This is a genomic window from Kluyvera sp. 142486, assembly GCF_046569695.1.
Taxonomy (GTDB): domain Bacteria; phylum Pseudomonadota; class Gammaproteobacteria; order Enterobacterales; family Enterobacteriaceae; genus Kluyvera.
Window position 1 is genome coordinate 1 of record NZ_JBKHUI010000055.1, and the last position, 229, is coordinate 229.

The window sequence follows — 229 nt, forward strand, 5'->3', positions numbered from 1 at the left end:
CCGCTGGCAACAAAGGATAAGGGTTGCGCTCGTTGCGGGACTTAACCCAACATTTCACAACACGAGCTGACGACAGCCATGCAGCACCTGTCTCACGGTTCCCGAAGGCACTAAAGCATCTCTGCTAAATTCCGTGGATGTCAAGAGTAGGTAAGGTTCTTCGCGTTGCATCGAATTAAACCACATGCTCCACCGCTTGTGCGGGCCCCCGTCAATTCATTTGAGTTTT

At 51.5% G+C, this 229-nt stretch carries 1 rRNA gene; it reads right to left on the reverse strand.

The annotated features are described in order from the left end of the window. Positions 1–229, reverse strand: a 16S ribosomal RNA gene (locus ACLGE8_RS22730); the annotation flags it as partial.